This is a genomic window from Duncaniella sp. C9 (assembly GCF_004803935.1).
GTDB classification, from domain to species: Bacteria; Bacteroidota; Bacteroidia; order Bacteroidales; family Muribaculaceae; genus Duncaniella; species Duncaniella muris.
Map to the genome: position 1 here is coordinate 1,644,978 of NZ_CP039547.1, position 26,908 is coordinate 1,671,885.

The window sequence follows — 26,908 nt, forward strand, 5'->3', positions numbered from 1 at the left end:
CAGTATATTGCAAGCCTTTTCAGCAGTCGTCCGGCTCTTTTTCCCGGACGGCTGCTTTGGCTGTTTGGGGGATTATTCGTACTTTTGCCGGAAAGATTATATCCAATCAGAATTATGAACAAAACTATCACATCAATGCTCGCAGCCGCTATGCTGGCCGTGAGCGCGTGTTCGCTGAACGCACAGCCTAATTTCACACTGACACTCCCTGTGCCGGCAGACAATAATAACAGCATGGCCTACCTGATCAACTGGGACAGTAGCCAGAAGATTGATTCAGTACTCGTCACTGACGGAGTAGTGAAATTTGCAGGAAATGTCGATGCGCCTTTCATTGGCACCGTAAGTGTCAACGGCGGCCGTGGCCCTGTTGTCATCATCGAACCTGGCGACATTGTTCTTTCAGAGTCAATGCAGGCATCAGGAACACCTCTCAATGACAAACTTGAAAGCTACATGAAGCGCCGCAACGAGATCGTGCAGGAATTCCGCACGCTTGACCAGAACGATTCTATCCAGATGGAAAAGGCCAAAGTTCTGGAGAAGGAATACAACCAGATCTCTCAGAAAGCCTATGTCGAGAATGCAGGAAACCCCGTGGGGCTCTTCTGGTTTCTTCAGGATGCCTATGAGATGGACCTCGCCGGTATAGACGCGGCAATCGCAAAAGATCCGGCACTTGGAGCGTCAAAGCGCCTCGAATCGCTGCGCACATCTCTCCAGGCAAAAGCCGAAACTTCGGAAGGAAAGCACTATAAGGACTTCACCGTGAGCTATAACGGCAAGGAAGAAAAGCTCAGTGACTACGTGAAACCCGGCCGTTTCACGCTGGTTGACTTCTGGGCAAGCTGGTGCGGTCCGTGCATCCGCCAGACCAAGGTCATCAAGGAACTCTACGCCAAGTATAAAGACAAAGGTCTTGATGTTGTGGGCGTGGCCGTATGGGATGAGTCTGACAATACATTCAAGGCCATCAAGCAGCACGATCTCCAGTGGCCCTGCATTGTCAACGCACAGACAGTTCCAACCGATCTCTATGGCATTTCCGGTATCCCCTGCATCATCCTGATCAATCCGGAAGGCATCATCGTTTCGCGCGACAAGATGAGCCAGGAGCTTATCGACGCCGTTGACAGCGCTATGGCAGGTTTCGAGCCTCAGGCCGCAGCCGCTGTGTCAGCCGATAAGGATACAGCTGCAGTCAAAGCAACCGACGTTATATTCTGATACTCGGTTAATTTTGAATAGTTACTTATTATGACAGACAGAGATCTTAAGGATCTACTTGATACAGAGGCGGCGAGAATCAACTCGCCGTCTTTTATTGGTGATGATCCTGTACAGTTCCCGCGCAGGTTTTCAGACCTGCGTGACATAGAGATTGCCTCCTTGCTCACATCGGGCATCGCCTGGGGCAACCGCAAGATGATATGCCGCGACTGCGACAAATTGCTGGCCATGATGGACAACAGCCCATACCGGTTCATGATTGACAAGGCCTATGAATCGCTGCCTGACGAAGTCAATGTCCACCGCACATTTTTCATTCGCCATCTCAAGCACTATCTGCGTGGTCTGCGCGAAATTTATTCCCGACACGGCACTTTGCAGGACTTTGCGCGTCATGAGCATGTGGCCTCTTCCGAAACTCCTGCCTGGGCGCTTGTCGCGGGCATAAACCGAGAACTTGCCGCGGCCGAACCCGGAAAATCTGATCTTGCCTCGCGCTGTCTGCCGCAGAATCTGACCACATCTGCGCTGAAGCGTGTCAACATGGCCCTGCGCTGGCTTGTCAGAAATGACGGCATAGTCGACCTCGGAGTCTGGGATGTGATTGAACCCTCGCAGCTCTACATCCCGCTTGACGTCCATGTCGGAGACATCTCGCGCGAACTTGGTCTGCTGACACGCAAGGCCAATGACCGCAAGGCTGTCAATGAAGTCACAGCCCACCTGCGCCGGTTCAACCCCTCTGACCCTACCGTCTATGACTTCGCCCTCTTCGGCATCGGTATGAAACTCTAATGTGTCGGTCTTAAACAATATCTAAGGATAGATCACTCGGCAATAGATACAGCCGGTTGCTTCTCAGCAGCCGGTTTTTGCAATTTATAAGGTCTATTTTGCCGACAGGAGACCGGAAAGATTAGATTTGTTTCTTATTTCCATAATTCATTTTTCCCTATGAGTTGCGGGCAAAGCTTATTTAGAATTTGTATTACAGGCCAAAGTGTAGAGGTAGTGAGTATGAGAATTATTATTCCGCCCGAAACTCCAGGTTGTCCAAATAAATTTGTGTAACAAATCAGATATATGGTCAGGATAATTTCATGCATTCCAAGAACGATGTATGAATTAACTCCGTAAAAATGCAAGAATCTCAAAAATGGGAGTTTATAGGAATACTTTAGAAGATAGATCATTAATAATATGAAAGCAAAAATTTCGGCATAAGAAACTAAGGCTCCAAGGAAGTGGTTCAGGTTATATGCCGATTTGATAAACCAGCAGAGTATGAATACAGTCAGCCCGCAAAGTCCAAGTTGTCGCGATGTCTTTATACCGTGCTCCACATCAATCAGTGATAAGATATGCCGTCCGGTCAGGTATCCCATTGAATAAAATATGAAATACGGCATACAGCGGCTGATCATAAATGGTGCTTTTACATCGTAGAAATAGAAGACTCCGAATAGAGATATTAATAGTGCTGAAATTCCGATTGCAACTCGTTTTAGGTTGGCTTTAACGAGAAAGTATATTAAAAACTGTTGGTTGATCAGAGCGCATATGAACCATAATGGCGGATTGACAGGAAACGACTCTGTAGATTTATAGAGCCTGAAAATACCCCAAAAGCATGAAAAATCGAAACTTGACAACGGATTATGTATGCTCCATTGCAATATAAGATAGATGTAATATACCACATAAAAGAATGCGAACGGAATTAGAAGAGTGTTGATTTTCTTTTTTATAAATTCCAGTAAAGGATATGGCTTGAAAAAAATGCCTGACAAAAAGAAAAACATAGGCATTGTGGGTGGATAATCAACGAATTCTGGATGAGAGGTATGATACCACACTACCCATAAAATAGTAAGTCCTTTGAGATAATCTATATAGTCAATTCGTTTTTTCTGTGCCATGATGGTTTAGAGTCAAGTATTTTCAGTTCAGGAAATTAAGAGGTTGTTTTTACCTCTGAGATATATGATTGGTCTGCGTTAGATAAAACGTGTGTTACACCATAAAAATTGCCCGCAGACCGAATTGTTATTCCGTCTGCGGGCAATATCAGAGGCTATTATTAAGTTTAATCTTGGGCGTGTTATTACCGGCCTGATGATATGATTTCTTCGCGGATGCGGTTGTTGAACTCTTTCTGAGAGTTGAGGTCTTCGAGCGTGAGGTGCATGCGGTAACGCCAGTAGTGGCGCGGGTTGGCGGGAATGTTGATCAGTTCGTCGCGCGGGTCCTGACGGCGCAGCACTCCGTCAATCGACAGCCAGTCCTGAAGCGGGAGTATGCAGAGCATCGAGGGTGACTGCAGATGGAGTCTGATGATGCGCTCGCAGATCCACGGCTCGGCATAGACCGGCGCTTCTCCCGGCTCGCCGAGCACTTCGTTGTAGAACCTCTGTGTGGTGGCACGGTCGGCCTCCCACCAGCGGCGTATGCCGTCCATGTCATGGGTCGAGGTGGTGCACACCGAGCGGTAGGGATAAGTCCAAGTGTTGCCGAAGGCTGCATTCGGATCTTTCGGCATGCGCTGGATCTCAAGCACAAGTATCTGCAGGTTGTTCATCACGGCAGGCACACATGCCGGAATCATTCCGAGATCTTCGGCGCAGACGAGCATGTCTGTCGCATCAGTGAGCGGCGGAAGCTTCCACATGGCCTTGCCATACCAGAAGTCATTGTTGCGGCGGTAGAAGAAATCGTTGTAGAGACGGTCGAAACACCAGCGCTCGTAATCGGTCAGCGCACGGTAGGCATAGGTGAACTGGGCCGAGATTCTCGGATGGTATTTGCCTTTTTCATATGGATCCTCGATGAAAAGGACCTCGTCGATCAGGCCTAAGAGCCCGTTGCACATGCGGTCGTTGCGTTTGTTCTTCTCCTGTCCGGCGAAGTAGTCTACCACCCTGCGCTGAGTGCTGACCTCGTCACGCAGGCGGTAGCGGCCATATCCGTCGTCGAGGAGGAAGCGCTCTCGCACCTCCGATGCAGTCTCGCCGAAGAAATCGCCGAGCATATAGTCCATGATGTGGGGGCGGGTCTGGCGCTCTTCGTCAAGCCAGAAGTCATAGCTGTTGCGAAGCTCGTCGGGGCTGAAGGGTAGTGCGCGGTTGAACACACCGAGCAGACCGTGGACGGCATCCATCGGGATCTGCCATATGCGAAAGAATCCGAGCACATGGTCTATGCGGTAGGCGTCAAAGTATTCAGCCATTTTGCGGAAACGCGATTTCCACCAGGCGAAACCGTCTTTCGACATTTCCTCCCAGTTGTAGGTCGGGAGACCCCAGTTCTGGCCGAGCACAGAGAAGTCATCCGGAGGCGCACCGGCCTGGCAGTCGAGATTGAACAGGCGGGGTGAGATCCAGGCGTCGGCACTTGTGCGCGAGATTCCGATAGGAATGTCGCCTTTGATGGCCACGCCTCGTTCCGAAGCATAGTCGCTGACCTCACGCATCTGTTTGTCGAGAAAGTACTGTATGTAGCAGACATAGTCGATGTCATCCTGATGGTCGGCAATGAAGCCTTTGACCTTTTCAGGATCATAGACTGCAAAGTCGCCCCAGCGGCTCATGTCTGGGGTGTGGTTGAGATCGCGGAGCACACACCATGCGGCATAGGGCATCAACCAGTCGGCATTTTTGGCGAAGAACGCCTTGTAGGCTTCCGATCCGAGGACCTCTTTTCCGTCCTGAGCGAAAAGCTCGCGGGTGAATTCGTTTTTGCCGTTGTTGACACGCTCGTAGTCAACCTGAGGCAGGCGGTTGAGTTCGCGGCCCAGATTGTCGAAGTAGCGCTGGCGCTCCTCGTTTTTCAGCCGGCCCATAGCCTGCAGGCGCAGGAACATGGGGTGCAGAGCGAAGGTCGAGTTCGCATTGTAGGGATATGAATCGGTCCAGCTTCCGGTCATGGTGGTGTCATTGATAGGAAGAAGCTGCACGAAATTCTGCCGGGTCTGTGCGGCCCAGTCGATCATCATTTTCAGGTCAAGGAAATCACCGACACCGAAGTCATCTTCGCTGCGGAGCGAGAATACCGGAATAGCCACGCCCGCTCCACGCCAGGGGGCCAGAGGGTTGACCAGTCGCTGTCCGGCATCAACTATTGACTCGTCGGGGCGCTGGAGTCTGAGATCTATATGGCGGTTGTCACGGGCTTCCCATGCGACAACATCGCCGGTCGATTTTTTAAGTATAATGAATTTATAGTCTGTTCCGGGCTGGATTTCAGCGGCCGGAATGTTGACTTTCCATGTCGGATAGTCGGCATCACTCATGCGCAGTGCCTTTGATGTATCCCAGGCTCCCATTGCGGCGGCTTCTCCGGCTACTGCCACAACCTCGTCAGGGGCTATCATTGGAGCGTCGACGCTGAGGGTCAACATGCCTGCCGCCGGCATCACGGCAGCAGAACGGTTGCCGCGGTAGCAGATGCAGTCGGTGAACGCGCTGCTGTAGTAAGGTTTGTCCCAGGGCTGGTCCTGCCAACGGTCGTAGACAGTGAACATGTGGGTGTCTGCGGCATGGACAAAGCGCCGGGGCTTTCCCCATTCCTTTTTGACAGTCCCGTTGTCATGACGCACTATGTAGCCGTAGCTGAATTCTTTTACAGTGTCGGGAATTTCTACATGCACGGTCCAGGTTTCAGCCCCGACAAGTTTCATCGGCACTGCGCGGCTGAGATCGTCCTCGCCAAGTGCAAGCGGACAACCGGTGAGATAGAGAGATTCACCCCACTCGGTGCGGTAATTCACGTTAAAGGTCAATTTCATGAGTAAGTATGATATATGGATATGTATATTCTATTTATTATAATTGATTTTTTCGGCAGTTAAGTTCGGAATTGATGAGTTGAGATTGTCCATAAAAGTACGGATGATGCAAAAATACGAAAAATCCGTATAAATGCAAAAGGCGCGTTGCAATCCGGTTGATTGCCGCGCGCCTTTTGGAAATTTCCGGGTGAACCGATGTGTCTGTTATGACTGCCGGTACACCATTGTGTGATGACCGTGGTGACGGTTATTTAGCAGGATCGAGAATGAGGACCCTGTAGTTGCCCTGTGCGTTGAGGACCTTCATGAAGTCCATCACATCCTGAGGTGTGATCGAGCTTACAGTGTCAACATTGCCGTTGAAGGTGTCCACGCCGTTTGAAAGCGTTCCGACGATGGCCGAGAGCCACGGCCCGTTCAGCTCTTTGTTGGCGGTAAATGCCTTCACCATATATTCTTTGGCAGGGTTGAGCTCGGCTGCAGTGACATTCGATTCCATTTCCTTGAACTGGCCTTTGATGAACGAGAGGACTTCTTCTTTCATTTCAGGCTTCATCGGGAACTGAGACACGATGCTTGCGGGGTTCAGGCCGGAGCGTTCGAGTGAGCCTGAGGCACTGATCGAATATACGGCTCCCATCTCTTCGCGTACGGTCTTGATCAGACGGTTGGTCAGAATCTGGCCTGCGATTGATGCAAGCATGGCGTTTTTTGGGGTATATTCCATGTCGCCGCTCTCGATAATGGCAACCTGGGTCTGGGGTGTCGACATTTCGGCTGTGAAAGAGTCGGTCTTGTCACCGCCCTTCATGAAGAGGGCAGGATTGTATTTCTCGACCTTCTTCACGGCAGTCTTCGGATCGCCGGGCAGAGATGCGATATATTTCTCGACGAGAGGCTTGAGGGTTTCGGGGTTGACGTTGCCGACAAACACAAATGTCCAGTCAGCAGCATTGGCTGTCATTGCATGGGCTATTTCGATTGTCTGCTCGCGCGAAGCTTTGTTGATGACCTCAGAGTTGAGCATCTGTGCGCGGGGAGAGTCGTAAAGGGTGGCGAGGATGTTTTTCTGGAAGATGTATTCCGGGCTCTTTTCCTGATTTGCAAGGAAGCCGCTGTAGGCGGTCTGCAGGGCTGCAAACTCGTCGGCAGTGAATTCGATATCCTTGAAGTTCATGTAGAGCAGCTCCATAAGGGTCTCGATGTCTCTGGGAGTTGTGGAGCCTGAGAAGCTGCGGCTGTAGTTGCCGAATCCGCAGTTGAGCGCCACCTGCTTGCCGGCTGTGTATTTCGACAGGTCGGTGTTTGTGTAGCTGCCGAGGCCGCGGGCCGGAAGAGCTGTCGACATGAAGAGGATCGAGTTGGTGTAGTCGTTGGAGAAATCCGAATAGCCTCCTTTGGCATAGGCCGAGAAGATGATTTCGTCTTCTTTGAACTTGGTCGGCTTGACAATTACTTTGGCGCCGTTTGAAAGAGTCCAGTCAATGGTTCCGAACTGCGGGTTTTCAGTTGCAGCTACAACTGTTCCGGCAACCGGCGCTGCGGGGATCAGAGGCTCGGAGTTGACTTCATCCACAAAAGCATCGATGGTTTCGGCATCGACTGCAGCGAGGGCTTCGGCGATCATCTCCTTGGTGGGAACTGTGATACCTTCAGCTTCAGGCATGAGCATCATGACGGCACGGTTGTCGGGGGTCACAGCCTCGGCCATCTTCCGGTTGATGAGATCAAGGGGTACATTGTTGGCTATTCCCTGTGTGAGTGCCCACTCGGTCTCGATCGATGGCAACGGTTCTTTGTCAGTGAAGTTCTTGACATATTCGCTTACAAACGAGCCGGTCTGACGGGTGGCGCGGTTGTTGTATATGCGCTCGAATGACGAAAGATATTCGCTGCGTGCGCGGTCATATTCGCTCTGGGTGAAACCGCCGCGCTGTGCGCGCAGAAGCTCGCGATAGAGAGCCTGGAGGGGTAGGATGATGTCATTGTTCTTTGAAGCTACAGATCCGCTCATGGCATCTTTCACTTTCGAAGAAAGGAAGTAACCGCCGAAATCAATTCCGGCTCCGGCAAATGGAGAGTCCGGTCTGGATGAGATTTCGTTAAGACGGTTGTTGATCATTGACGATATCATGGCCTGGATATAGCTGTTGACGAAATAGGCAGGGGTGTTTTTCAGTTCAGCAGGTATCGGATCGAATATGAACATCATCTGGGCTACAAGATTTTTCTGTTCAGGATCGCTGCCGATTCCGTAGAGTGTGCCTTTGTGGTCGGGCACGGGAGCATAGATGCGCTCTGCGGCATTTTCTGGCATCTCGATCGAGGAAAACATCTCTTTGATCTTGCCTTCGATGCGGTCAACATCGATGTCACCCACCACGATCACGGCCTGCTGATCGGGACGATACCATTTTTCATAATAGTCGCGCAGATCCTGATAGGGGAAGTTGTCAACGATCTCCATCTTGCCGATAGGCAGACGGTGGCCGTATTTTGAGTCTGGGTAGAGGTCAGGCAGGATCTTTTCGAGGATTCGCATCTGACCCTGCATTGAGCGGCGCCACTCTTCATGGATCACACCGCGTTCCTTGTCTATTTCCTCAGGAGCGAGTGTGAGGTCATTGGCCCAGTCATGCAATATGAGAAGGCAGGAGTCCTGGACGCTTTCGCGGGCCACCGGGACATTGCTGATGTTGTAGACAGTCTCGTCTACACCTGTATAGGCGTTGAGGTTGGCGCCGAATTTCACACCGATTGATTCGAGCCAGTCGCGGAGCAGATTGCCGGGGAAATTTGTGGTGCCGTTGAAACACATGTGTTCGAGGAAGTGGGCGAGACCGCTCTGGCTGTCTTCCTCAAGAATAGATCCGACGTTCTGGGCGATGTAGAAATCTGCCTGTCCCTTGGGGTATTCGTTGTGACGGATGTAGTAAGTCAGGCCGTTAGGCAGTTTGCCGATACGCACTGCAGTGTCTACGGGCAGAGGCTGGAGCATCGGATTCTGATCCTGCGCTCTGATTATTCCGGGAAGAGCCATGAAGACCATGACGAGTGCTGCCGACAATAATCTGAATGTAGCTTTGATCATGATTGGTGGTTTGGTGAAATGAATTGAGTATGTTTTTGTTATTTCAGTTATATTACGCAAATATAGGGCAATAGTAACAGAATAGATCCAGTTTTTGTCGCGTTTTAAACAAAATTAACTATCTGCTCCGCTGTCAGGGTCTTGAATTTGCGCTGGTGGTCGGCCAGAACGGCCTGGGCTTCTATACGCAGATAGGGGACGGGGATGATGTAGGCCATAGGGCATTCAGGATGGAACACTCCGAGCTTCATGTCATTGATGCTGATTCCGTAGCGCTCTTCGAGTATGAATCTGTAGATGCTCAGCTGAAGGGCATAGTGCATGTAGGAGCAGTCGTCGAGATGTCTCACCGGGTGGAGGCCTTTGGCTCCGAAACGGCTTGTGCGCTCGGTCTGCCCGTCAGGACGGACAAGCTTTTTTGACCGTTTCCAGTCATATATATTAAAGGTGCCGTCGGGGCGTCGCTCCAGAAAGTCGAGAGTGCCGGCCACACCGTAGTCCTCCATATATATGCGCCATTCTGTGCGGTAAGGGTAGAGACGCTCGGCCGCTGCGAAATGGCGGAACATGGCATATGCGTCGCCGTCATCGCCGTAATCATCGCCGAGATAATAGCGCTCGATACGGTCGTGCATTATAGTGCCGAGCTCGCGCGAACGGCGGGCGTTTTCCTCCCACCGTGCTTTCAGCTCCTCGGCTGTCAGCCCCATTGCGGGAGCCTTGCGCGCCGCCCAGTAGTCGGCATCGAATTTCGGGAAGCAGCTATCCACGATGGTTGTCACGGATGTCAGTGTCAGGTCACCTACGGTATAGGTGTGGGTCCCGGCATCGAAGCTGAGAAACGGATCGCGCTGATGGGCGTTCAGTTCGTTATAGTTCATAGACTTTTGGCTTCCTCCCAGATCGCATCCATTTCTGCCAGTGTCATTTCCTTAAGAGTCTTGCCGGCTTCATGCGCTTTTTTCTCAAGATAATTGAAGCGTTTGATGAATTTCCTGTTGGTTTTTTCGAGCGCGTTTTCGGGATTGATCTTGTAGAGCCTGGCGGCGTTGATGATGCTGAAGATCAGATCGCCCATCTCCTCTTCGCGGTGAGCGGCATCCATCGAGCCTACGGCCTCTTCGAATTCGCTAAGTTCTTCGCGCACCTTTTCCCAGACCTGCGCCGGTTTTTCCCAGTCGAAACCAACGTTGGCGGCTTTTTCCTGAATGCGGTCTGCCTTTATCATTGCCGGAAGGGCGGCGGGGACTCCGGAAAGCACGGTCTTGTTGCCGCCTTTTTCTTTCAGTTTGAGTTCTTCCCAGTTCTGGAGCACCTCGTCGGTAGAGTTGACGGAAGTGTCGCCAAACACGTGCGGATGGCGGTAGATCAGTTTCGAGTTGAGCGCATCGCAGACGTCTGCGATGTCAAAGGCGCCTTTCTCCTCGCCGATTTTGGCATAGAAAAGCACATGGAGAAGCACATCGCCGAGCTCCTTGCGAATATTGGCGTTGTCTTCGTTTATAAGAGCGTCGCAAAGTTCATAGACTTCCTCTATGGTGTTCGGTCGCAGTGATTCGTTGGTCTGTTTGGCATCCCAGGGACATTTCACACGCAGAATGTCAAGCGTGTCGATCACCCGTCCCAGAGCCTCGATTTTTTCCTCGTGGGTATGTGACATGATATTTGGTTTTTATGACTGCAAAGATACTCAATCAATCTCAAATATCGTGGGTGTGGATGCAAAATTCCCCATGCCGGGATTGCAAATTTGTTGTCGGCACGGGGAATTTATATAGCAGAGCCCTGCGTTTGTTATTCGAATATGTGGCGGAGTTTGCTGAAGATGCGGTCTTTGGTCGACTGGCTGGGTGTCATGTTGGGTTTGCCCTGCAGCGACTCGATGGCTTTCTTCTCTTCATCGGTGAGGTTTTCGGGGATGTAGACCATGACGTTGATAAGCTCGTCGCCTGTTCCGTAGCCGTCGGTCGAGGGGAGTCCTTTTCCGCGCAGGCGCAGAACCTTGCCCGGCTGTGTGCCGGCCGGAATTTTCAGGCGGGCACGGCCAGTGATGGTCGGCACTTCGACTGATCCGCCGAGAGCGGCTGTCGGGATGTCGAGCATAAGGTTATAGATGACGTCGTTGCCGTCACGGATGAGTTCGGGGCTCTTGATTTCTTCGATGACCACAAGGAGGTCGCCGTTTACTCCGCCGTGGATGGCGGCGTTGCCCTGGCCCTTGACGGTCAGAGTCTGTCCGTCAGCCACACCTGCCGGAATGGTGAAGGTCACAGTGCGGTCTTCGCGGACCACGCCTTCGCCGTGGCAGAAACTGCATTTTTCATTGATGATCTTGCCTTCACCCTTACACTGCGGACATTCTACGGCTGACTGTGAGATGCCGAACAGGGTCTGCTGCTGGCGCAGTACGGTGCCCGAACCGCCGCAGGTGGGACATGTGGAGAATGCGGTGCCGTCTTTGGCTCCGGTGCCGTCACAGTGGGTGTCTTTGACAAGAGTAGGAATCTTGAGCGTCTTGGTGACTCCGGTCGCTATTTCGGCGAGAGTCATCTTGACCTTTATGCGCAGGTCGGAACCGCGGCGCTGGCGGCGGGCCCGGCCTCCGGCGGTCTCGAAACCGCCCATGTTGCCGAATCCACCTCCGAAGATGTCGCCGAACTGCGAGAAGATGTCTTCCATCGAGAATCCTCCGGCATGGAAACCTCCTCCTCCGCCTGGGAAGCCCTGCGGACCCATATTGTGGCCGAACTGGTCATATTTGGCGCGTTTTTCGGGATTGGAGAGCACATCATAGGCCTCGGCAGCTTCCTTGAACTTCTCCTCGGCTTCCTTGTCGCCGGGATTCTTGTCAGGGTGATACTGGATGGCCTTTTTGCGATAGGCGCTCTTTATGGTCTTTTCGTCAGCGTTTTTGTCAACGCCGAGCACTTCGTAATAGTCTCTTTTGTTAGCCATAAGTGGAGAAGCTGCTTACTGGCCCACAGCCACTTTGGCATGGCGGAGCACTTTGTCGTTGATTGTATATCCTTTGGTCGGAGTGTCGATTACGATACCTTTCTGCGATTCGTCGGCCACGGGTACCATAGCTATCGCCTCATGGAGTTCGGCGTCAAATGGCCGGCCGTTGCTTTCAATGGGTTTCACGCCGTTGGAAGCGAGGAATTTGACGAGTTTCTGATAGATCAGCTCCATGCCTTCGCGGATCGAAGACGGATCTTCGAGTTTCGCGCTTGCCTCAAGTCCGCGTTCGAAGTCGTCGACGATTGGGAGCAGTCCTTTGAGCACGCTCTCTGATGCGTTGCGGATGATATCTGATTTTTCCTTGCCCGTGCGTTTGCGGAAATTGTCAAACTCAGCCATGAGGAAGAGATATTCTTTCTTCTCTTTCTCCACCTGGGCCTCGGCGTCTTTCAGCTGTTGTGTCAGGGCATCGATATCGGAAAGCTGCTTGTCGATGATGGCGTTTTCTTCGTCTTCGACAGAATTCTGCTCGTCAAAAGCTTCCTGGACATCGTCAAGAACGGCTGCGTTTCCGTCCATAGTCTCGTCCTTGCGGGGAGTGGCGTTGTCCTGATGGTTATTTTGCTTGTGGCTCATAATATTTATGTCGTTTTTTTGATTTATCGTAGGATTATTCTCTTGTATCATGCAAAAAGGTTGCCAAAATGTCTGTCAGGCAGATATTTTTCCGACAAAACGTGCTTTTGGCCATGCCCCTTTCTGATTTTACAACAAACCGGAGCGCATAACGTTCAATAGTCCAACAAAAAGCGGATGCCTGACGGCGGTATCAGAGTTTTGAACTGAACACAGCCGAACCGGCGAAAGTCTCTGTCAGACAGTCTGCCAAAATGTCATTGTCGAAGAGGCCGTAGACCGATGAGCCTGAACCTGACAAGGAGGTGTAGACGGCTCCGAGTCCTTCCATTTTTTCCTTGATCTCGCTGACTGAAGGGTAGGCGGGAAATACCGACGGTTCGAAGTCGTTTTTAAGCCGTCCGCGCCATTCGCTTATGGGGCGGGAGATGATCCCGGCTATGGGTGTCTGTGGTATGGACGGAGTGATGTGGCGGTAGGCTTCGGCTGTCGGCACACTTGTCGGAGGTTTGACAATGACTATGGTGAGGCCGCTTAGGCTGACTTCGGCCGGAGTGAATTCCGTACCTATCCCGGTGCACAGCATCGGACGGTTATAGATGAAGAAGGGGCAGTCGGCTCCGAGTCCGGCGGCTATTTCAGCAAGCCGGCTGTCGGAAAGTCCGAGAGCGAAAAGCTCGTTGAGCCCGCGGAGCGTAAATGCCGCATCGGCCGATCCGCCTCCAAGTCCGGCTCCGTCGGGTATGATCTTGCGCAGAAAAATGTCGACCGGCGGCAGTTCCACAGTCTCGGCGAGAGCCCTGTAGGCTTTCATCACAAGATTTTTTTCAGGCGGACAATCCACCCGGCGTCCGCTGACAGTCAGAGTGGTTTCGCTTCCCTTGGCCGGAACTATCTCAAGAACATCGCACCAGGGGACAGGGATCATCACGGTCTCAATGTCATGATAGCCGTCAGGCCGACGGCGCAGAATGTCAAGGCCGAGATTGATTTTTGCATTGGGAAACAAGATCATACGGAGGAAATGTGCTTCGTGAAAGAATAATCGGTATAAATTTCAGGCAAAGGTAGCGCTTTTTTCTGACATGTGTAATCAGAACCATATCCACCTCAAAACTTTCGCTCAGATTTTAACTATTGTTTTTAAACAAGCTCTGAGTGGCGGAAAGATGAAACTTTTTCGTACCTTTGTATGAAAAATCGTCTTAACAAAGCCACAACATCACTATATCACAGCCATGCCACAGGACAACACATCAGGCTCTCAGCGAAGAACATCGAAACCGCAACATGTCTCAGTCTTTGACCACGGAGGCCGCATCCCTCCGCGCGACAACGATCTTGAAGAGGCGGTGCTCGGCGCGCTTATGCTTGAAAAGGATGCCTACACGGTTGTCTGTGACATTCTGAAACCAGAATCGTTCTACGATCCGTCAAATCAGAAGATCTATGCCGCCATTCAGAGTCTCGGTGCCGCGCAGCAGAGCATCGACATGCTCACCGTCACCGAAAAGCTGCGTCTGATGGGCGAACTGGAGGCTGCCGGCGGTCCGCTGCGCATCTCCGAACTGACTTCGAGAGTGGCTTCAGGAGCTCACGTAGAGTTCCATGCCCGCATCGTGGCTCAGAAATATCTCGCGCGCGAACTTATTAAATTCGCATCGCAGATCGAGGCGCAGGCTTTTGACGAGAGCTACGATGTGGACGACCTTCTCCAGGAAGCCGAAGGCAAGCTCTTTGAAATCTCGCAGCGTAATGTCAAGAAAGACGTCACACAGATCGATCCTGTGATCAACTCGGCCATCGAGCAGATCCAGACGGCCGCCAACCGTGCCTCCGGTCTTTCAGGTCTTGAGACGGGCTATCATGAACTTGACAAACTGACTTCAGGCTGGCAGCGAAGCGACCTTATCATCATTGCGGCCCGTCCTGCGATGGGCAAGACCGCATTCGTGCTCTCGATGGCCAAGAACATGGCTGTCAACTATAATATCCCCGTGGCCATCTTTTCGCTTGAAATGTCTAACCTCCAGCTCGTCAACCGTCTGATCCAGAACACCTGCGAGATTGAAGGCGAGAAGATCAAAAGCGGTCAGCTGACGCAGATGGAGTGGGATCAGCTCATGTCAAGAGTCAAGAACCTCTACAGTGCACCTTTATATATAGACGACACGGCCTCGCTTTCGATATTCGAACTGCGCACCAAGGCGCGCCGACTTGTCAGAGAGCACAACGTCTCGTTCATAATCATCGACTACCTCCAGCTCATGAATGCCTCAGGCATGAAATTCGGTTCGCGAGAGCAGGAGGTCTCCATGATCTCGCGCTCGCTCAAACAGCTTGCCAAGGAACTCAACATCCCCATCGTGGCCCTCTCGCAGCTTAACCGAAGTGTAGAATCGCGTGGCGCCGACAGCAAGGATGGAAAACGTCCGCAGCTGAGCGACCTTCGTGAATCAGGTGCGATCGAACAGGATGCCGACATTGTCTGCTTCATCCACCGTCCGGAATATTACCTGCGTTCAGGGGTCGATGCCGCCGGCAATGACATCCGCGGCCTGGCCGAATTCATCGTGGCAAAGCACCGTAGCGGCCGTGTGGACGATGTGAAGATGCGATTCAAATCGCGCTATGCCCGTTTCGAGAACTGGGACAGCGAGCCGGAGATGACAAGCGGCTCCAAAGTGTCGCGCCTCAATGCCGGCGATGATGATTTTGGCGGCGGAGGCTTCGGACAGCCGGCAAGCCCGTTCAGCGGCGGCTCGGCCGACATCCTCGGTGCGCCCGGCGACGACGTAGCTCCCTTCTGATGCGATATGACTGGATTTCATGCGTTAATGAATATTCTGGAGAACAGGCTATAAAAAAATATGGCCTCTGAGCCTATTGAGGAAACGATTTTTAACGGTCATAAAACTTTTCATAAACACGGTTTGTTAGATAGATAAAATTAACAAAACCAACTATTGTTTTATGAAAAAAGCGTTATTAATCATTGCAATCATGCTGGGTAGCGTGGCTGCATTTGCTCAGAGTCTTGACAAGAATGAAGCTAAACAGCTTAAGGCTTTTCTTTCTGAGCCCGCAAAAGAGGGAACCAATGCATCGGCCCTTAAAGTTTCCGACATCAATGCCATCGCCTCGATTGAAGGTGTGACAGTCGAAAACGGACATGTAACCGCCATCGAATGGAAAGACAAAAAATTGGCTGGCACCCTCAACCTCGCCAATTTCAAAGCTCTTGCCAAAGTCGATGTCTCACGTAACGAACTCACAACACTCAGCGTCGCCAACTGTCCGGCACTGTCTGATCTCAACGCAAGCCGCAACAAGCTCACTCAGGTTGACTTCTCAGGTTGTAAGAATCTCGTGCAGGTAGCTGTCTACAAGAACCGTCTTACTGAAATTGACCTTTCTGACACTCCGCTTCTTCAGAATCTCAATGTGTCAAGCAACCTCTTTGTGGAACTCAGCCTTGCCAACAGTTTCAACCTCAAGACCCTCAACTGTCAGGGTTGCCATCTGGAAGCTCTGAATGTGTCAGGCTGTACAGCTCTCAAGAACCTCTATTGCGGTTACAACAAGCTTACAACCCTTCAGCTCACAGGTGTGGAGAATCTTCAGAACCTCAATGTGGATGACAACGAAATCGCTAATCTGATCATCTCCGGGCTGCCTTCGCTTGCCACTCTCATCTGCTCTGACAACAACATGACTTCTCTCGGAGTCCGTGACTGCAGCGCTCTTCTCGACCTCGTCTGCTCCTACAATGATCTGACCACACTCTCTGTTGAAAACTGCGCCAACCTCCAGTATGTCGACTGTTCTTACAATGATCTCACCACTCTGGATCTCGCAAACCAGACCTTCCTCCAGCGTCTGATCTGTAACAACAACCAGCTCAACACTCTTGATGTTTCGTTCGACCAGGCTCTTACCTACATCAACTGTCGCTACAATACTATCATTGACTTCCGCACCATCGGTTGCAACAGTCTCCGAATGGTTGCCTGCCAGTGGAACTATTGATCAGCCACTGCCGAATGAATATCAGCCGTTGTCTCTGACCGTCTGAATAAGCAGACCCAATAACGCAAACTCACACATATAGCCTGCCGGAAACCTTCTCGATGGTTTCCGGCAGGCTTGCGTCTGTCCGGCATGGCTTTTCGGCAGCTCTATGAACGGCTGTTGTATTTGCTGACCACTTCGTCAATGGAAATGCCGAGCAGTTCCATCTCCCTGAAGAGGCCGGTGAGAGTCGAGTCGAAAAACTCGCGGCGACGTGCCTGGTTGACTTGCTCCAGTGCATCGGCGGTCAGATAGAAGCCCATGCCGCGGCGCGAGACTATGATCCCTTCCGCCTGAAGATATTCATAAGCCTTCAGCACTGTGTGGCTGTTGACTGACAGTTGCACTGAAAGTTCCCTGACTGACGGCACCCGTTCGCCGGCCGTCCAGGCTCCTGTCAGGATCTGGCCGAAGCTGAAGTCTATGATCTGTCGGTAAATTGGTTTGTCAGATGTAAAATCCATGAAAGATATCAGTTTTTGGCCTGACGTGTGGCGAGCAGGCGGTATATTCTGTATGTCATGAAAAGTCCGTAGATAAGCATGGCACCCCACATTACTATCATATAAGGCATCATTTCTTCAACTATTATGGCTGAAAGTTCTGTCGGATCGGTATCGATGCTCATTTTGGCCACGGCAATCACGCCTCCGGTCACTCCGGCCATAATCAGGATAAAGAATATCATGCCTAAAACGCTGCTCATTGATTTGACAACGCGGTGGAGGGTGCTGCGGAGCACTACATACAGACCGGTGATGATGAGGGCGAATGCCTGGATGCATCCGGCTATGACCTGAGATATTTTTAGCTGGCATTCGTTCTCGTCGCCTAAGTTAGTACCTGAGTCTGAAAGATAGGCAGAGACAACTTTTGTCAGATCCCAGTCCTTGTTGATCATCGAGAAGATCAGGTTTAGTCCGTACCAGATGCTTTCGATCACGGCGGGAGTCACCACGAGCACTAAGAGCAGATAGAACACAAGTTTTTCAGATGTCTTGACCGGCAGGAGCGTCATGATAGTGTCATCACGCCGGGCAAACATGATAGGGCTGAAATAGAAGGCGGCTGCCACGAGCAGGCTTGTCAGCGAATATGTGGCCATCACATTGCCTCCGGAGTGGTTGACGAGTTCTACCAGCAGGACGCACAGAAGCGAAACTGCCGCCGAACCGGAGAGGTAATAGATTATGGATTTCTTATACAGCAGGCCGATGCTCAGGCAGCGGCGCCATGAGAATTTGTCGTTGAGAGTGGCTATTGTGTCCATTGCTGCTATGATTCAGATGTTTGTGAATTGATTTGATTCAGGATGGCATCGCGTGCGCCTGACATAAGGGCCGAGTAGAGAAGCGCGTAATTCAGATCGCTGTCTTCGTTGCCACGGTTGGCGGTGACGGAGAGAAACACTCCTGGCCCCTGCTCGGTGAACAGTGCGTCGGCCGGCGGGATAGGGGTGGCCACGCAGGAGATCTTCTCGGCTATCTCCCATGTGGGACGTGCCAGAAGCAATCGTCCGCGCGATAGCATGATCAGTCCGTCATACAGTTCCCGAAGGTCCGAGACGGTGTGGGTGGAGACGATGACGGTTTGGTCCGGGCCGGTGCATCGTGCAAGCATATTGCGCAGTGTCTTCTTTGAGTCGATGTCAAGACCGTTGGCCGGTTCATCGAGGAGCAGCACGTCTACCCCTAACGCAAGCACATAGGCAAGCAGTGACTTGTGGCGCAGACCGAGTGAGAGCTGATTGAAATTCTCATGGCCGGTCAGTCGGAAATCATGAAGGTTTTCCTCGAATGTCTCCTGAGAGAAGGTAGGGTAGAAGCGGCTGTGCATTCCGGCGAATCCTCTGATCGTGGTGGCTGGAATTTCCATCGCGTCCGGGAGCATGAACACTTTTTTCAGAGTCGATGGACAACGCCGGCTCATGTCGCAGCCGTCAGCCTCTACGCTTCCTGCCGACGGGAAGAGCAGGCCGGCTATCAGCCGCAGGATTGTCGTTTTTCCGGCACCGTTCTCGCCGAGAAGCAGATGGATGCCCGGTGCGATTGATGCCGTCGCATCGCTGATGGCTGTGAACCCGTGGCGATATGAGTAGGTCAGATGGTCAATGGTGATCATGGCTGTATATATAATAACAATGATTCGGTAAAATTTGAGGTTGTTCAGCCTTGGCTAAGCCGCTAACTGAGCCAACCGATGATTTATTTTCTGAATTATTTTGAGATGCGGAGATTTTCCGCAAGTCGAAATAATTGTTGAGGCGAGATAAGATTCAAACATAAGCCGTTTGAACTGCGCTAACGAAAGACCCGGATAATCTTTCCTTATGACCTCTTTGCAGACATTGAGGGCAGTGAAGGAAAGATTGAACGCAAAGTCAAGCCGATCCCTGTCCCGGGTCTGCTGAGACTGGAGTCCTGTGAACTGTTTGGCATCGCGTATGCCGAACTCAATCTGGAAGCGGGTGCGGTAGAAACCGATGATCTTTTCAGGCCTCATGTCGGTGTCGGTGGAGAAGTACAGGAGAGGCTCTCCGTTTTCAACCGGACAGACCACGATACGGATGTCGCGTTTCAATGCCCTCGAGTGTACGACCGCCGTGTGACATCGGGTTTTGTTTCCTTTGGAATCCTCATATATGAATGAAGTGAACACGGACATATCAAGGCTGGAGAAATCCACTTTCTCTCCATACTTTTTCTTTCTGCCGCGTCTTCGCGGGGCGGAGGAATCCGGCATGGCCAGATACCTCAGATATGAGTTGGCACGTAATCTCCCGACAAACCGGAAGCCCATGCCAACCACTTCATTCACAAATTCATATTTGGAGAAAAAGGCATCGGCAACCAGAATATCCGTCAGTGAGAGCAGCTCTGTCGCCTTTGACCTGACAAGTGCCACATACCAGTCAAGCATTGACATTTGTTTCTCAGATTCAAGAGTCCTGAAGTTCGGTGACTGAACAGCACCGAGCATCACACATGTATGTTTACTCAGGCTTATTGCCCCGATCGCCATTATCTCCAGACCGCGTTTGACACGTTGTGCCACCCCTGACCAGAAACGGCCTATGCCATACGTCAGGCTGCCGGATTTGGAGATAAACGACGGATCGATTGCCACTGCCATGTCATCGGACGGTCCAAAACAATCCTGTGCCATACCTATGTTGACTTTCATCCAGTCTACGGGTGTCTTGAAATTGGAGGCAAAGGTCTTGGCTGTACGACCGCCATAGCGCGACAGCCGGGTAAAATTGACTTTGCCCGGAATCAACGCCACAGTGCGTATTGTTAAAATCAGCCAGTTGAGGAACCTTTTGCTCATCTTGGTTGTAGTATTTTCAAATACCGACTTACACCGAAAGGTGAAGTCTTTGAGAATCGTCAATACGTTCATACGCTAAGATTTTTATAATGAACGCTTTGGCGATTCATTTGTATTTGACAATTCGTTATATTAACTTAAGTTTCAACTACTTCTGTAATTTTTACCGAATCATTGTAATAAGGTATATATTAATATAGGTGTAATTCCAGAAATCATTTGACAGCTTCCACCGAATAGCCCTCTTTGCGCAGAAGACTGATGAGACCTTTCTCGCCGGGCAGATGTCCGGCGCCGACGGCGATCAATACGGAAGCACTTGGCAGCAGTCCGGCCATGATGCGCGCCCAGTTTGCGTTGCGCCTGTTGATCATGCGTTCGCTCCATTCATCAGATGAGCCGCTGGCCGGATCTTCCATGAGTTCGAGCATCTGGTTGAGGTCACCTGCAAGATAGGCCTTTGCAAGTTTTTTTGCCATCTCGGCTGCATGACTGTCGTTGCGCACCATCTCCATCAGGCTCTCGGCCTGTTCAATGATTGACGATCCGAAAAGAGCGTTACACTGGTCCTCGATGGTCTCGAATCCGCCGATTTCTTTTCCGAGTGCGGCTCCGCGTTTCTGGATCTCGCCGTCGATCTGCTGCTGAGGGTTGAAGTTAGGAAACACAGTCTGATTCTGAATCAGGGCTATAAGAGTGCAGAGCATGGCCGGTTTGAGCTGGGCAAACTGCTTGGCGGAGGCCATCGCCCCCATGTAGTGTCTGAGCATCACGTCAAGGGAGTCGGTCTGGGCGGGAGTGAGCACTGAAGTCAGCAGACTGTCCTGTGGAGCCATAGCATAGCCCATCATGATCTGCTGCGACTGGGGCGACATGGATTCTGACATTATCATTTCGCCATAGATTTTATCGGCCGATGCGATGGCTTCGTTGAGCCCTGCCACACTGTCGATGACTGAAACGGGAGCCACGTGGTGTGTGCCGAAAAGATATGACGGTTTTTCAAGTCCGTTGCCTGAAATTTTCCATAAAAGCTGTGCGTTGCCACAGACGGCGGCTGAAATAATGAGAAGTAGAGATAAGATTGTCTTTTTCATTTTACAGATGTGATTTTTGTTGGAGATGTTGGTGCCTGTTGTGCTTGAGTCAGAAATGTGATGTTGTTGTTTAGTGTTGTACATTACTAACACACTGCAAAGGTAGGGACATTTTTCTTTCATCCAAAATTTTTCGAAAAAAATTTGTAATTTTGCAAAAAATATGGCTCCGGCCATCAGATTCAGATCAACGCGGTAAGAACGGAGAGAACAATAAAAAATATAATTATGAGAAATTGGATCATCAGGTATGCGGTATTTATCATAGGCCTGTATTTTCTGACACTGGGTGTGGTATTGATAATTCGTTCATCGCTGGGGACATCTCCCATTTCAAGCTTTTCCTATGTCCTGAGCCTCAACACTCCGCTTACTCTCGGAATGGCCACTTTCATTCTCAACATGCTGCTCATAGCCGGACAGTTCTGGTTTCTCCGTGGCATCGGAACACGCCGTGACTATATGGAGATCATGATGCAGATCCCCTTCTCTCTGCTTTTCTCAGCCTTTCTTGATATCAACATGTATCTTTTCCGTGACATGACTCCTGAGTCATATGCCGGCGCACTTGCTTTTCTCGCCGCGGGCTGTCTCATCCAGGCCTTCGGTGTGGAGCTGGAGATAAAACCCAATGTAGTGGCCATGAGCGGTGAAGGTTTCGTGAAATACGCCGCCCGCCGTTTCGGCAAAGACTTTGGCCGCGTTAAAGTCATGGTCGATGTCGGCCTGGTGCTTATTGCCGTTGTGACCTCGCTTGCCATGACTCATTCCATCATCGGTGTGCGCGAGGGCACTCTCGTTGCAGCCCTGGGTGTCGGTCTGCTTGTAAGTTTCATCAACACTCGTCTGATAAGCCACATTCCCGTCCACCGCATACTTAGACGGTGAGAATCATCCATCATACTATCTCCTACATATTCCGAACGAAAAAATGTTTCATCCTCTTGACAATCTGAGCGGCTATGAAGTGATCCTCGCCAGCGGATCTCCCCGCCGCAGGGAGCTTCTGGAAATGCTCGACGTTAATTTCCGTGTCGACACATCCCATCCGGTCGACGAGATCGTCCCTGACGGCACTCCCGCTGAAGAAGTTCCGGTTTATCTATCGCGTCTTAAAGCCTCGGCCTATCCCTTGGCTCCCGGCGAAAAGAAAGTGGTCATTACGGCCGACACTGTGGTCATCCTTGATGGCAAGGTGCTTGGAAAGCCTGAGGATGAGGCTGACGCCTGCCGGATGATAACTCTTATGCAGGGGCGTGAACAGAAAGTGGTCACAGGTGTGACCGTGCGCACTCCTGACCTTTGCCAGACATTTTCTGCCGAGTCAGTCGTGGACTTCGCACCTCTGGCAGCCGATGAGATAGCCTACTATGTGGCGAAATACAAGCCTTTCGACAAAGCCGGAGCCTATGGCATCCAGGAATGGATCGGCGCCGCCGGAATCAAGGGCATTTCAGGCAGTTTCTACAATGTGATGGGCCTCCCTGTGCAGCGTCTCTACTCTGTGCTGAAAGTCATTGTTTAGGTAATCTGTAACGACCTACTGAATGTAGTCAGTCATTGCTCATTGAGCCGGCTCCCCGATCTCGGTCAGAGTCAGAGCGAAACCGTCTGACGGAGGCAGTAGAATGGTAGAGCCTTCGAGGTCAGCTTCATCAGCCCTGTGCCGCCACGCAAGCAGAGCCGGAGTCTGCAGCGACAGCTTTTCTCCAATTTTCATTGCGGCCACCCCCATTGTCATGCGCAGATTCATTTCCACGCAGGGCATCAGTTTCATCTCCCCATTCTCGCGATAGACCATCATGTCAATGCCGAGCCATCCCTCATAGCTGCCGCCTGCAAGTCGGCTCAGTATCTCCTCTTCGCGACTGATGGTATCAGCCAGCATCTCTGCAGGCAGGTATCCGCAGATAATTTCGTGGAGGCGGCTCTGCGGAGCCACAATGTTTCCGCTGTACATGCCTCTTGATTCAGCCTTGAATACAGACCATCCCTTGAAACACACCCGACCGCCTTCTGCATGGAAAAGCGCCGCGAAATCAAGCTCTTTGTCAAGCCCGCGCTCCACCATCACGCTCCCCTGACGGTTTATTATACCTGCAGCCCGCTTGTAGAGCGCCTTTTCGTCAAGCGAACGTGCGCAGAACACACCACGCCCGCTCCCTGACCACGGCGACTTGATGAAACATCCGGGCGAAAGCCTCTCTGCCTCGACCACAGCCTCTGGATCTGTAGCCTCTGTCGGAACCGGACAGTCTCCCCAAGCCCTTCTATGATTTCTATTGTCATGCGCCGGTGGCTGAGCAGGCGCAGCCTGCCTATCATCTCGTCTGACGGCAGTGTTTCCGGCCTGACCCCTGCCACGGTGAACTGCCGTTTGGCATCGGCGCTCCACCCCCAGGGAGCGGGAGTGGCTTTCACAGGCTGCCCGGTAAAAATATTGCCGTGAAGGCCGAACCTCTCTTTCAGCTGTCCGGCATCAGCCGCCAGTCCTTCCGGGGCGATGACCAGATCATCCTCCCCGGCCCACCACAGAGGCAGCAGAGCACCCGCCCGGTGGATGGCGGCTGCGTGGGGCGGGGGAGTATAGTTGCGGCATCCCAGTCCGAGTGCGAGATCGTTTTCAGGATTGAAAAGATGGAGTTTCACAGATGGCGTTTTAGATGATTTGACAATTTTTAGCAGTGCAAATTTACTCAATATTGTTGTTAAAATGAAAGACCTTATAAAAACACACCTCTATGGCCAATACTCCGATCGATCCCGACCTGCGCCCGCGTTCTGCCGGTGAACTGATAAAAGGCAACCTGCTGATCATGTTGTCAACAATATTTTTCGGTGTCAACATCCCTGTTGCCAAGCTTCTGATACCCGAATGGATGTCATCGGTCGATCTTACCCTTTTCAGGCTTGGAGGGGGCTGCATACTGATGTGGCTCGCCTCGTTGTTTGTGAAGACCGAGCGCATCTCGCGTCATGACTACCTGCGCATATTCCTCGGCGGCGCCCTCGGCCTGTTCTGCTTCATGTATCTATTCAACATGTCGCTGCGCTACGGCGACCCGATCGACATTTCAATCATCATGACCTTCCCGCCGGTGTTCGTCATACTGATCGGAATCCTGTTTCAGCACCGCAGGGCTACTCTGCTTGAAATCGGCGGCGTCATCGTGGCCTTTGCCGGAGCCGTAATAGTCATAGCCTCGAATCATGGCAACGGGCATGGCTCCGACAGACTGCTCGGCGATCTTCTCGCTTTCGCCTCAACTCTCTGCTATGCTTTCTATCTCGTAATCCTCGAACGCCCCATGCAGACCTATCGTCCGGTCTCCATGCTCCGCTGGGTTTTCCTGATGTCATGTATTCCGGCTTTGTTCCTGCTTCCGTCATTGCCCCATGCCGCAATATTCTATTCCTCCTCATGGTTGCCCTGGGTCTGCATCACTTTCGTGCTGCTCTGCCCCACATTCCTGTCCTACTTCCTGATCAATCCCGCCGAGAAGCTCATTGGCAGTGAGCTGGTCTCGATGTATCAGTATTTCCTCCCGGTCGTGGCTACAATCGCCTCGGTGATAATGAAAGTGGCCACAATCCGTTGGTTCCAGATTGTGGCCATGTTGCTTATAATCGCCGGAATGGTGATGACTGAACTTGCTAAACGCCGTCAGCGCCTCCGCTCAGGCTCCTGCAAGCCGTAAGATTTCAAAAAATCAGATTTTCATCTTCTTGGCGATGCTCTTTGGAATAGCCTCGCGGTTCACGAGAATGTCAAGAGTCTTTGCAAGGAAGTAAGGTTCTGACACGTAGAAGAAACCGTCATAAACGTGGTTGGTATCCCAGGAGTTCTTCACCTTGTAGTATTTGTTGCCTTCCTGGTCAACGGCCTTTCCCACTATCACCATGCCGTGGTCATCGGTAGTCTCCTGCTTGTCAAACATTTCCTGACGGAGTTCCTGGGTCACTGTGATTTCCTCGCGCGGACCGGAGATCTTGTTGCTTTCCTTCTCCCGGTCTCTGTCGCTGAGTTTCACCCAGCGGGCGAGTTCGGTGCCGTTCATGTCTTTCTCGGTCTTCTTTTTGGGGATCACAGCGTAGCCGTCGGTCCAGTTGAAGCCGGGTTCGCTGACGTCAGCGGCCCAAGCTACGGAGTAGCCGTTGTCAAGAGCGTTGTCAACTATGGCCTTCATCTCTTCCATAGGCACATTGTGATATTTCTCCCAGAGCCAGTTGTCGGCCACTTCGATAGCGAATGACTGATAGAACGGATGGTGGGTGAAAGAGGTCACGGGGATATAGTCGGCGGCGTTGATGCCGAGTGACTGAGCGAAGCTCTGCGGAGTGTAGGTCTTGCCTTCATACTCGAATGTTTCGGGCAGTTCGCCGAAATATGCGTCGAGCGCACCCTTGAATGCCTTTTTCCATACAGGCGACTTGGTTTTGGCGCTGTTCACGGAATTGACCATCGAGGTGAGCACCGAGCTGAGTTCGGCGTGCTCGTGCTTCTCGGTGCCGTATTGCAGACCGGTGTATGCTTCTTCAGGCACAAGACCGTAATTGACCATCACATAAGGCACATCGAGAGTGCTGCCGCCCTGGGCGAAGTTGATGGTGCCGTTCATGCGGATATACTTGTCAGCCTTGTCATTGTAGCAGTGGCGCACAATGAACATCTCGCTGAGATCCACTTCCTTGCCTGTCTTGCGGAGGATTTCGTCCTCAAGGAAAGAGATTCCGGAGAAACTCCAGCAGGTTCCTGACTTGTTCTGGTCTTTGACCGGAGTGGTCTTGACTAACTTCACATCGGTGAATTTGAAGCCGCCGACGGTGTCGTTTTTCGCCTTGCTTTCATCTGCGAAAGCACCGAAAGCGAGCGAGAGAGCTACTGTGCCTAAAATGTATTTTTTCATGTGTATCCGGTAGTTGGTATTACTGAATTACGTTGTTGGGATGTGATGAATGATTGATGCAAAGTTATGATAAAATTATGTCATATCAAGAAATTTAAAGAAAAAGTTGTAACTTTGCGTTCGTGTTTTACAAAAAAGTCAATTTACTTATAAAGTTTATGAACAGGACACCCCTTAGATTCATCATATTTTTTCTGGCTCTTCTCGGAGCGTTCGGTGCATCGGCCCAGTTCCGCTGGGGTCCTACCGTCGGAGTCAATTTCAACAGTTTCAAGTTCAAGCAGAAAATCCTGACCGTTGATCAGGGCTTTGGAGAATCTGCCGGTATCAACGGCGAAATGATGTTTCCGGGCATCGGCTTCGGCATTGACCTCGGCCTGCGCTATGAACAGTTGGGAGCCTCGCTCAATATGGGCGATTTTCCTATGTGGGAAGACTCTTATGGCAAGGAACGCATCTATATCCACAACATCCAGATCCCCTTCCATCTGAAATTCAAATACACCCGCTTTCAGGGATTCGAGGACTATCTGGCTCCTTTCGTCTTTGGCGGACCGACCTTTGACATCCAGGTGGCATACGGCAAATGTGACGCCATGAAATTCTCCGGCGGAGACCTCGGTCTGACAGCCGGTGTCGGAGCCGAAATCCTGAAAAACTGGCAGCTCTCAGCCTCCTACACATGGGGCATGACTTATGCGCTGAAGGCAAAAGTCCTAACAGACTACAGCGCCAAAAATCGCACCTGGGACATACGCGTCACCTACTTCTTCTGATCTCCGACCGGTAAAGCATACTG

At 51.5% G+C, this 26,908-nt stretch carries 23 protein-coding genes; 8 read left to right on the forward strand and 15 right to left on the reverse strand.

Going from position 1 to position 26,908, the window contains the following annotated elements:
* The first annotated feature begins 114 nt into the window (after positions 1–114).
* Positions 115–1,227, forward strand: coding sequence for a TlpA disulfide reductase family protein (locus tag E7745_RS06690; RefSeq protein WP_136408508.1), 1,113 nt, complete (start codon positions 115–117; stop codon positions 1,225–1,227).
* Between the two features lie 30 nt (positions 1,228–1,257).
* Positions 1,258–2,025, forward strand: coding sequence for a TIGR02757 family protein (locus tag E7745_RS06695; protein WP_136408509.1), 768 nt, complete (start codon positions 1,258–1,260; stop codon positions 2,023–2,025).
* A gap of 134 nt (positions 2,026–2,159) precedes the next feature.
* Here the strand turns inward: E7745_RS06695 and E7745_RS06700 are convergent, their stop codons facing one another.
* The 8 genes from E7745_RS06700 to ispE all read right to left on the reverse strand — a co-directional run bounded on the left by E7745_RS06700 (position 2,160) and on the right by ispE (position 13,719).
* A complete protein-coding gene (locus E7745_RS06700; RefSeq protein WP_107032000.1) occupies positions 2,160–3,149 on the reverse strand; it encodes an acyltransferase family protein in 990 nt (329 codons plus the stop codon).
* Positions 3,150–3,334: 185 nt separating this feature from the next.
* Entirely contained in the window at positions 3,335–6,013 is a 2,679-nt protein-coding gene (locus tag E7745_RS06705) for a 4-alpha-glucanotransferase (RefSeq protein ID WP_136408510.1), read from the reverse strand.
* 250 nt (positions 6,014–6,263) lie between these two features.
* The gene (locus E7745_RS06710; protein ID WP_124075770.1) at positions 6,264–9,107 is read right to left on the reverse strand and encodes a pitrilysin family protein; all 2,844 of its coding nucleotides are present in this window, start codon (positions 9,105–9,107) and stop codon (positions 6,264–6,266) included.
* Positions 9,108–9,211: 104 nt separating this feature from the next.
* Positions 9,212–9,988: a hypothetical protein gene (locus E7745_RS06715; protein WP_124075769.1), complete on the reverse strand. Its 777-nt coding sequence runs from the start codon at positions 9,986–9,988 to the stop codon at positions 9,212–9,214.
* Positions 9,985–10,767, reverse strand: coding sequence for a nucleoside triphosphate pyrophosphohydrolase (gene mazG / locus E7745_RS06720; protein ID WP_124075768.1), 783 nt, complete (start codon positions 10,765–10,767; stop codon positions 9,985–9,987). Before mazG ends, E7745_RS06715 begins: the two co-directional genes overlap by 4 nt.
* Positions 10,768–10,901: 134 nt before the next feature.
* On the reverse strand, positions 10,902–12,062 hold the full coding sequence (gene dnaJ, locus E7745_RS06725) for a molecular chaperone DnaJ (protein ID WP_107031995.1): 1,161 nt from the start codon (positions 12,060–12,062) through the stop codon (positions 10,902–10,904).
* 15 nt (positions 12,063–12,077) lie between these two features.
* The gene (locus E7745_RS06730) at positions 12,078–12,704 is read right to left on the reverse strand and encodes a nucleotide exchange factor GrpE (protein WP_160630577.1); all 627 of its coding nucleotides are present in this window, start codon (positions 12,702–12,704) and stop codon (positions 12,078–12,080) included.
* Positions 12,705–12,897: 193 nt separating this feature from the next.
* Positions 12,898–13,719, reverse strand: coding sequence for a 4-(cytidine 5'-diphospho)-2-C-methyl-D-erythritol kinase (ispE, locus tag E7745_RS06735; RefSeq protein ID WP_124075767.1), 822 nt, complete (start codon positions 13,717–13,719; stop codon positions 12,898–12,900).
* 223 nt (positions 13,720–13,942) lie between these two features.
* Between ispE and dnaB the strand changes: the two genes are divergently transcribed.
* Both dnaB and E7745_RS06745 read left to right on the forward strand, forming a co-directional pair.
* Entirely contained in the window at positions 13,943–15,514 is a 1,572-nt protein-coding gene (gene dnaB, locus E7745_RS06740; protein WP_107031992.1) for a replicative DNA helicase, read from the forward strand.
* Positions 15,515–15,677: 163 nt separating this feature from the next.
* The gene (locus E7745_RS06745; RefSeq protein WP_107031991.1) at positions 15,678–16,733 is read left to right on the forward strand and encodes a leucine-rich repeat domain-containing protein; all 1,056 of its coding nucleotides are present in this window, start codon (positions 15,678–15,680) and stop codon (positions 16,731–16,733) included.
* A 149-nt stretch (positions 16,734–16,882) separates the two neighbouring features.
* Here the strand turns inward: E7745_RS06745 and E7745_RS06750 are convergent, their stop codons facing one another.
* The 5 genes from E7745_RS06750 to E7745_RS06770 form a co-directional block, all read right to left on the reverse strand.
* Positions 16,883–17,239: a GntR family transcriptional regulator gene (locus E7745_RS06750; protein WP_123398313.1), complete on the reverse strand. Its 357-nt coding sequence runs from the start codon at positions 17,237–17,239 to the stop codon at positions 16,883–16,885.
* An 8-nt stretch (positions 17,240–17,247) separates the two neighbouring features.
* Entirely contained in the window at positions 17,248–18,045 is a 798-nt protein-coding gene (locus E7745_RS06755) for a hypothetical protein (RefSeq protein WP_107031989.1), read from the reverse strand.
* Between the two features lie 5 nt (positions 18,046–18,050).
* Positions 18,051–18,896 carry an ABC transporter ATP-binding protein gene (locus E7745_RS06760; protein ID WP_124075766.1) on the reverse strand — a complete coding sequence of 282 codons (846 nt, stop codon included), beginning with the start codon at positions 18,894–18,896 and terminating at the stop codon, positions 18,051–18,053.
* Positions 18,897–18,950: 54 nt separating this feature from the next.
* On the reverse strand, positions 18,951–20,177 hold the full coding sequence (locus E7745_RS06765) for a transposase (RefSeq protein ID WP_136408189.1): 1,227 nt from the start codon (positions 20,175–20,177) through the stop codon (positions 18,951–18,953).
* 143 nt (positions 20,178–20,320) lie between these two features.
* The gene (locus E7745_RS06770) at positions 20,321–21,202 is read right to left on the reverse strand and encodes a TraB/GumN family protein (protein WP_168182031.1); all 882 of its coding nucleotides are present in this window, start codon (positions 21,200–21,202) and stop codon (positions 20,321–20,323) included.
* A 228-nt stretch (positions 21,203–21,430) separates the two neighbouring features.
* On the opposite strand from E7745_RS06770, the gene E7745_RS06775 reads away from it, so the two are divergent.
* A complete protein-coding gene (locus tag E7745_RS06775; protein WP_369699870.1) occupies positions 21,431–22,090 on the forward strand; it encodes a YitT family protein in 660 nt (219 codons plus the stop codon).
* 43 nt (positions 22,091–22,133) lie between these two features.
* Complete coding sequence (locus tag E7745_RS06780; protein ID WP_136408512.1) at positions 22,134–22,727, forward strand: Maf family nucleotide pyrophosphatase; 594 nt, start codon at positions 22,134–22,136, stop codon at positions 22,725–22,727.
* A gap of 39 nt (positions 22,728–22,766) precedes the next feature.
* On the opposite strand, the gene E7745_RS06785 is transcribed toward E7745_RS06780, so the two are convergent.
* The gene (locus E7745_RS06785; RefSeq protein ID WP_168182033.1) at positions 22,767–23,420 is read right to left on the reverse strand and encodes a hypothetical protein; all 654 of its coding nucleotides are present in this window, start codon (positions 23,418–23,420) and stop codon (positions 22,767–22,769) included.
* Positions 23,421–23,943: 523 nt separating this feature from the next.
* Here E7745_RS06785 and E7745_RS06795 point away from each other — a divergent pair.
* Complete coding sequence (locus E7745_RS06795) at positions 23,944–24,900, forward strand: DMT family transporter (protein WP_136408515.1); 957 nt, start codon at positions 23,944–23,946, stop codon at positions 24,898–24,900.
* 12 nt (positions 24,901–24,912) lie between these two features.
* Here the strand turns inward: E7745_RS06795 and E7745_RS06800 are convergent, their stop codons facing one another.
* Complete coding sequence (locus E7745_RS06800; RefSeq protein WP_136408516.1) at positions 24,913–26,109, reverse strand: aminopeptidase C; 1,197 nt, start codon at positions 26,107–26,109, stop codon at positions 24,913–24,915.
* Between the two features lie 158 nt (positions 26,110–26,267).
* Between E7745_RS06800 and E7745_RS06805 the strand changes: the two genes are divergently transcribed.
* Entirely contained in the window at positions 26,268–26,885 is a 618-nt protein-coding gene (locus E7745_RS06805; protein ID WP_136408517.1) for an outer membrane beta-barrel protein, read from the forward strand.
* Positions 26,886–26,908: the final 23 nt, after the last annotated feature.

Excerpts from the sequence above, each read along its gene's own strand:
- E7745_RS06690 (WP_136408508.1), top strand. The coding sequence starts at position 115 with ATGAACAAAACTATCACATCAATGCTCGCAGCCGCTATGCTGGCCGTG.
- E7745_RS06695 (WP_136408509.1), top strand. The coding sequence starts at position 1,258 with ATGACAGACAGAGATCTTAAGGATCTACTTGATACAGAGGCGGCGAGA.
- E7745_RS06700 (WP_107032000.1), bottom strand. The coding sequence starts at position 3,149 with ATGGCACAGAAAAAACGAATTGACTATATAGATTATCTCAAAGGACTT.
- E7745_RS06705 (WP_136408510.1), bottom strand. The coding sequence starts at position 6,013 with ATGAAATTGACCTTTAACGTGAATTACCGCACCGAGTGGGGTGAATCT.
- E7745_RS06710 (WP_124075770.1), bottom strand. The coding sequence starts at position 9,107 with ATGATCAAAGCTACATTCAGATTATTGTCGGCAGCACTCGTCATGGTC.
- E7745_RS06715 (WP_124075769.1), bottom strand. The coding sequence starts at position 9,988 with ATGAACTATAACGAACTGAACGCCCATCAGCGCGATCCGTTTCTCAGC.
- mazG (WP_124075768.1), bottom strand. The coding sequence starts at position 10,767 with ATGTCACATACCCACGAGGAAAAAATCGAGGCTCTGGGACGGGTGATC.
- dnaJ (WP_107031995.1), bottom strand. The coding sequence starts at position 12,062 with ATGGCTAACAAAAGAGACTATTACGAAGTGCTCGGCGTTGACAAAAAC.
- E7745_RS06730 (WP_160630577.1), bottom strand. The coding sequence starts at position 12,704 with ATGAGCCACAAGCAAAATAACCATCAGGACAACGCCACTCCCCGCAAG.
- ispE (WP_124075767.1), bottom strand. The coding sequence starts at position 13,719 with ATGATCTTGTTTCCCAATGCAAAAATCAATCTCGGCCTTGACATTCTG.
- dnaB (WP_107031992.1), top strand. The coding sequence starts at position 13,943 with ATGCCACAGGACAACACATCAGGCTCTCAGCGAAGAACATCGAAACCG.
- E7745_RS06745 (WP_107031991.1), top strand. The coding sequence starts at position 15,678 with ATGAAAAAAGCGTTATTAATCATTGCAATCATGCTGGGTAGCGTGGCT.
- E7745_RS06750 (WP_123398313.1), bottom strand. The coding sequence starts at position 17,239 with ATGGATTTTACATCTGACAAACCAATTTACCGACAGATCATAGACTTC.
- E7745_RS06755 (WP_107031989.1), bottom strand. The coding sequence starts at position 18,045 with ATGGACACAATAGCCACTCTCAACGACAAATTCTCATGGCGCCGCTGC.
- E7745_RS06760 (WP_124075766.1), bottom strand. The coding sequence starts at position 18,896 with ATGATCACCATTGACCATCTGACCTACTCATATCGCCACGGGTTCACA.
- E7745_RS06765 (WP_136408189.1), bottom strand. The coding sequence starts at position 20,177 with ATGAACGTATTGACGATTCTCAAAGACTTCACCTTTCGGTGTAAGTCG.
- E7745_RS06770 (WP_168182031.1), bottom strand. The coding sequence starts at position 21,202 with ATGAAAAAGACAATCTTATCTCTACTTCTCATTATTTCAGCCGCCGTC.
- E7745_RS06775 (WP_369699870.1), top strand. The coding sequence starts at position 21,431 with ATGAGAAATTGGATCATCAGGTATGCGGTATTTATCATAGGCCTGTAT.
- E7745_RS06780 (WP_136408512.1), top strand. The coding sequence starts at position 22,134 with ATGTTTCATCCTCTTGACAATCTGAGCGGCTATGAAGTGATCCTCGCC.
- E7745_RS06795 (WP_136408515.1), top strand. The coding sequence starts at position 23,944 with ATGGCCAATACTCCGATCGATCCCGACCTGCGCCCGCGTTCTGCCGGT.
- E7745_RS06800 (WP_136408516.1), bottom strand. The coding sequence starts at position 26,109 with ATGAAAAAATACATTTTAGGCACAGTAGCTCTCTCGCTCGCTTTCGGT.
- E7745_RS06805 (WP_136408517.1), top strand. The coding sequence starts at position 26,268 with ATGAACAGGACACCCCTTAGATTCATCATATTTTTTCTGGCTCTTCTC.